The following is a 5,491-nucleotide window of genomic DNA, read 5'->3' as shown; positions in this document are numbered from 1 at the left end:
TGGCAATGCCATTGGCTCCAATATCACCAATATTGGACTGGTTTTGGGCGTCACGATTCTGGTCACTCCTCTGGCGATTCACTCCATTACCCTGAGAAGAGAATTTCCGGTATTAGTCTTTATCATGTTCCTCTCCCTGTTGTTATTGCTCTGGGATATGCAACTGGATCGGATTGATGGCCTGGTTCTGTTTACAGGCTTTATATTGACGCTAGGAGGCATGGCATGGCTGGCTGTTAAAAGTGCTAAGGACGATCCGCTGAAAATTGAATTTACTCAGGAATATCAGCAGCCAAAACGCTCACTGAAAAAATCCATCGTACTGTTTTTGACAGGATTAATTGCCTTACTGGGGGGAGCCAAACTCTTAGTCTGGGGAGCAACTGGTGTCGCGCAATTGTTGGGCATAAGTGATTTAGTGATTGGCTTAACCGTCGTTGCCATTGGCACCAGTCTGCCAGAGTTAGCCGCCTGTATTTCATCTGCTCTGAAAAATGAACATGATATTGCCGTTGGCAATATTCTTGGTTCAAATATCTTTAATCTGCTTGCTGTTCTTGCCATGCCGGGTCTGATTCACCCAACGAAAGTAGATTCGCTACTGCTAACCCGCGATTTTAGCTTTATGATTGGCCTGACAATCGTGCTTTATCTGTTTGCAAGATTTTGTTTAAAAGGCCGATTGGGACGCCCGGTTGGTTTATTATTACTACTGGTTTATGCAGGCTATATAAGTTTGCTGGCGTATCAAGGTGTGCATAACGGTATATGAAAATAGATTCGGATAAATTAAAACAATTGGCGCTGGCAGTCATCGATACCGAGCTGGAGTCTGTCATGTTGCTCCGCGATAGAGTGGATGATGATTTTGTTCGAGCATGTGAGTATCTGCTGCAATGTCAGGGTCGTATTGTGGTGATTGGCATGGGTAAATCAGGCCATATCGGCAGTAAAATCGCTGCTACGTTGGCCAGCACCGGCAGTCCGGCATTTTTTGTTCATCCCGGAGAAGCCAGTCATGGTGATTTAGGTATGATCACCGACAAAGATGTGGTTCTGGCATTATCCAACTCCGGTGAAACTGCCGAGATTCTGACCATATTGCCGTTGATTAAACGACTGGGCGTACCATTAATCACTATGAGTGGTCGTATGGACTCAACACTTTCGTTATGTGCTGATGCAACTATCAACGTCAGTGTTAAAAAAGAAGCCTGCCCATTGGGACTGGCCCCAACATCCAGTACTACCGTCGCATTAGTGATGGGGGATGCACTGGCCATTGCGTTATTGGAAGCTCGTGGCTTTACCGCTGAAGATTTTGCCCTTTCTCACCCGGGTGGCAATCTTGGTAGACGATTGTTATTACGTGTCAGCGACATCATGCATATCGGCGCAGCCATCCCTAAAGTAAATGAAAAGGCATTGCTGCGCGAAGCGCTGATTGAAATGTCCGACAAAAGTTTGGGCATGACCGCCGTGGTCGATAATGATGACAAATTGGTGGGGATTTTCACCGATGGTGATTTACGTCGAGTCCTGGCACAGGAAGTAAATATTTTAACCGCCCCGCTGCAGGAACATATGACACAACATTGTAAAACGGGGCATGCAGAGATGCTTGCCGCAGAAGCATTACAGATGATGCAGCAATATAAAATCAACGGCCTGTTGATTACCGATAAAAACCATAACTTAACAGGCGCACTGAATATGCACGACTTATTACGTGCCGGTGTGGTCTAATTTTCAGGACAGATCAATGCAAGATATAACGGCTCGCGCCAAACAAATTAAACTGGTTATTTTTGATGTCGATGGTGTACTGACTGATGGCAGTATCATTATTGGTGATGATGGTGAGGAACATAAGGCATTTAATTCGCGTGATGGCCACGGCATGAAACTGCTGCAATACACCGGTGTCGATATTGCTATTATCACTGGACGCACCTCCAGAGTGGTTGAACATCGTATGCAAAGTCTTGGAATTAATCTGGTTTACCAGGGACAAAAAGTAAAGCTGCCAGCCTTTGAGGAACTGTTAAAAACCCTTAAGCTGAAACCGGAACAATGTGCTTATGTCGGTGATGACTGGGTGGACTTGTCCATCATGAGCAGAGTCGGTTTAGCGATAGCCGTTCAGGATGCTGATGCTGTGGTGAAAAAACATGCGCACTGGATCACTCCGTCCATGGGTGGTAGAGGTGCTGCCCGTGATGTATGTGAATTAATAATGGAAGGACAGGGAACCCTGCAGGACCAAATTGAACGCCATTTTTAATATTCCAATTTATATCAAAATTGCTTTACTGCTAGTCGCGGGGATCAGTCTGTGGATGTTGCTTAGCAAACCTGAGGCACCAAAAACTGAACGCGCCGTGCACTACAGTATCGATTTTGGAATGACCGATTTCAAGATGACGGTAATGGATATCAATGGCAAACCATCGCGGGTAATTACCGGAGAAACGCTGTATCACTATCCGGAGAATGACCGTACTGAAATTTTCAGTCCAAACACCCTGTTTATTGCGCCGGAAAACAATGATTGGATCATTGAGTCAGATCATGCTGAAACTCAGGGTGAAGGCGAGAACATTCTTCTCACCGGCAATGTTATTATTACCAACAAAGATCAACCGGAAATACAGTTATTAACTGAAGTTCTGAATCTGGATACTGTCAACAACACGGCGTATACCGATCAGCCGGTGACCATGAAATCGCCTCATGGCGATACCCATTCAGTGGGTTTTCATGCCGCTTTACAAGAAGAAACTATTAATCTGCACTCTAGGGTGAGAGGACAATATAATGCGCCACCTGTTAATTAATCTGCTTTGGGGAATGACCATCATCCCATCCATTGCCCTCGCCTTACCAAGTGATCGCGAGCAACCGATAAATATTGAAGCAGATCACGCGCAGCTTGATGATGAAACCGGTGTCACGCAATATAAAGGCGATGCCATACTGACACAGGGCACTTTACGTATCGAAGGTGATGTCATTACTTTTTTCTATGACGAAAACCGCGAACTGGAAAAAGCTATTGCTGAAGGTAACCTTGCCACTTATGAACAAGTACATAAGGAAGGGGATAAACCGGTTAAAGCAAAAGCCCTGCAGATGGAATACCATGCCAGCAAACAACGTATCTTTCTGGTCGGCCAGGGTTATGTTTGGCAGTCAGGCGATGAATTCCGTGGCAATCATATCGAATACGATATCGACAGAAATATTGTTATTGCCAACTCAAGACCGGTCGAAGTCGATGGACAGCAACAGTCCAGTGGTCGCGTTCACATCACCATCCAGCCGCCTGGTCAACGCGAAAAAAATAAAAGTAAACCGGCAGAACCTGCTGTTGAAGCGCCTCAACCGTTAACTGAGGCTCCTGAACAGCAATCGGACATGAGCTACCCTACTGCGGTAACTCAGACCACTTTGAATGTCAGAACCGGTCCCGGGACTCAATATGAACGACTTGGGGCGTTTGTCGAAAACACTGAAGTGATCGTGCTGACCCGTCAGCCTGAATGGGTACAAGTCAGAGGTATGAGTGGGGATAAAGCCATTATTGGTTGGGTCAGTGCACGCTACCTGCAAATGAATCCTGAATAATCACGGAATTTAAATGAGTCAGCTTTCTGCAAGGTCGCTCGCCAAGCAATTTGGCGATCGGTTGGTTGTTAAAAATATTTCCCTTGAAGTAAACAGTGGTGAGATTGTGGGCTTGCTTGGTCCCAATGGGGCGGGTAAAACGACCAGTTTTTACATGATTGTCGGATTGATTCCAGTTGATCACGGCAGTATTTTTCTCAATCAACGCGAACTTACCCACGAACCTATCCATACCCGGGCACAATTGGGGATAGGATATCTGCCACAGGAAGCCTCGGTATTCCGTAAATTGTCCGTTGAAGACAATCTTTACGCTATTATCGAAACCCGGAAAAACCTCAGTATCATTGCCAAAAAACAGTTGCTGGAAAAATTACTCGAAGAATTCCATATTGGTCACATCCGCAAATCATTAGGCATGGCATTGTCCGGTGGTGAAAGACGTCGTGTGGAAATAGCCCGCGCCTTAGCCATGGATCCACAATTTATCCTGCTGGATGAACCCTTCGCCGGTGTTGATCCGATTTCTGTTCTGGATATACAGGGTATTATCAAGGCACTGGCTGCGAGAGGTATCGGCATATTAATCACCGATCATAATGTACGTGAAACACTGAGCGTTTGTGAGCGTGCCTATATATTCAACGAGGGTGAGGTGATCGCAAAAGGCAGTCCAGATGAAATCCTTCAGGATAAGCATGTTTTAAGTGTTTATCTGGGACGGGACTTTCGCCTATAAATTACTAGCAGGCAATTTCCACAATACGCTTCTGTTGGAGTAAGATGAATTGAACTCTGTTTGAGTACTTTTTATGTGTCGATTGATTGCGCTTGCCCTGTTGTTAATTACCAGCTCATCCCTAGCTGAAGAGGCAAGTCAAAAACTCACCCCTGTCTCAATCAAACTTCACTGGCAGCATCAATTTCAATTTGCGGGTATCTACGCTGCAAAAGAACAAGGCTATTATCAGGATGCCGGGCTGGCAGTAACCATACTTACCGGGCAAAAAGCACCTTTCAACGATGTGGAAGCCGGCAATGTTGAATTTGGAATTTCCGGTGCTGGATTGGTGGTAGAAAGACTTAAAGGGCGCCCTTTTGTAGCGCTCGCGGCGATTTTTCAAAGCAGTCCCTATACCTGGTTGGTCAGAGCAGACTCATCGATAACACAACCCACTGATTTTGTCGGTAAAACAGTCACTCGTCAGTCTTATGCTGATGATTTATCTGCCATGTTGCTACGATTTGGGATAGATCCTTCACAGCTCAATATTGTCGATCCCTCGCCCGAGGATATTGATAATTTAATTGACGGAAAAGTAGATGCGCTGACCGCATATATTTCCAATGAACCCTTCCAGATGTTAAGTCGCGGCGTGGATTATCGGACATTGTCACCCCATGAATACAACATCAACTTTTACAGCGATATCATCTTTACCTCTGAACGTTATTTAAAACGTCAGCCAGGAGATGTAGAAGCCTTTCACAGTGCAACCTTGCGTGGTTGGCAATATGCTCTGGAACACCCTTATGAAATGGTTGATCTGATTTTAAAAAACTACAACACGCAAAATAAAACGCGTGCACATCTGGAATTTGAAGCTGAAAAGCTTAGTGAGCTCAGTTTGTACCCTACAGTTTCACTGGGCCATATGACGATTGAGCGTTGGCAAAAAATTGCTGAACATTATCAGCATTTAGGCTTGGTTAATGATGACCAGGCGCTTAACGGCTTTATCTATGACACAACGCCAGGTGTGTCCATCTGGTTTAAATGGCTGGTGGTTTCACTTGGCATATTAGCCTTGTTAACAATGATTGGCTATTTCATCAAACGCCATCATGCCAAAATACTCAGTAA

At 45.2% G+C, this 5,491-nt stretch carries 7 protein-coding genes; all 7 read left to right on the top strand.

Annotated elements, in window-relative coordinates; all coding sequences use genetic code 11:
- On the top strand, positions 1-772 hold a 772-nt coding region (locus B3182_RS08815; protein ID WP_292752404.1), incomplete at its 5' end, for a calcium/sodium antiporter.
- Positions 769-1,746: a KpsF/GutQ family sugar-phosphate isomerase gene (locus B3182_RS08810; protein ID WP_292356440.1), complete on the top strand. Its 978-nt coding sequence runs from the start codon at positions 769-771 to the stop codon at positions 1,744-1,746. The genes B3182_RS08815 and B3182_RS08810, both read left to right, overlap by 4 nt.
- Positions 1,747-1,762: 16 nt before the next feature.
- Positions 1,763-2,284 carry a 3-deoxy-manno-octulosonate-8-phosphatase KdsC gene (gene kdsC, locus B3182_RS08805; RefSeq protein ID WP_292356442.1) on the top strand — a complete coding sequence of 174 codons (522 nt, stop codon included), beginning with the start codon at positions 1,763-1,765 and terminating at the stop codon, positions 2,282-2,284.
- On the top strand, positions 2,268-2,837 hold the full coding sequence (gene lptC / locus B3182_RS08800) for an LPS export ABC transporter periplasmic protein LptC (protein WP_292356444.1): 570 nt from the start codon (positions 2,268-2,270) through the stop codon (positions 2,835-2,837). The genes kdsC and lptC overlap by 17 nt, the downstream gene beginning before the upstream one ends.
- On the top strand, positions 2,818-3,627 hold the full coding sequence (gene lptA, locus B3182_RS08795) for a lipopolysaccharide transport periplasmic protein LptA (RefSeq protein WP_292356446.1): 810 nt from the start codon (positions 2,818-2,820) through the stop codon (positions 3,625-3,627). Before lptC ends, lptA begins: the two co-directional genes overlap by 20 nt.
- A gap of 13 nt (positions 3,628-3,640) precedes the next feature.
- Entirely contained in the window at positions 3,641-4,366 is a 726-nt protein-coding gene (lptB, locus tag B3182_RS08790) for an LPS export ABC transporter ATP-binding protein (protein ID WP_292356447.1), read from the top strand.
- Between the two features lie 73 nt (positions 4,367-4,439).
- Positions 4,440-5,491: ABC transporter substrate-binding protein (locus B3182_RS08785; RefSeq protein ID WP_292752401.1), on the top strand; the 1,052-nt coding region annotated here is incomplete at its 3' end.

Origin of the sequence: Methylophaga sp. UBA4204, assembly GCF_002379485.1 — a bacterium.
Lineage (GTDB): Bacteria > Pseudomonadota > Gammaproteobacteria > Nitrosococcales > Methylophagaceae > Methylophaga.
The sequence above is the reverse complement of the archived record's forward strand: the minus strand, read 5'-3'. Positions and strand labels throughout refer to the sequence as shown.

Excerpts from the sequence above, each read along its gene's own strand:
- B3182_RS08810 (WP_292356440.1), top strand. The coding sequence starts at position 769 with ATGAAAATAGATTCGGATAAATTAAAACAATTGGCGCTGGCAGTCATC.
- kdsC (WP_292356442.1), top strand. The coding sequence starts at position 1,763 with ATGCAAGATATAACGGCTCGCGCCAAACAAATTAAACTGGTTATTTTT.
- lptA (WP_292356446.1), top strand. The coding sequence starts at position 2,818 with ATGCGCCACCTGTTAATTAATCTGCTTTGGGGAATGACCATCATCCCA.
- lptB (WP_292356447.1), top strand. The coding sequence starts at position 3,641 with ATGAGTCAGCTTTCTGCAAGGTCGCTCGCCAAGCAATTTGGCGATCGG.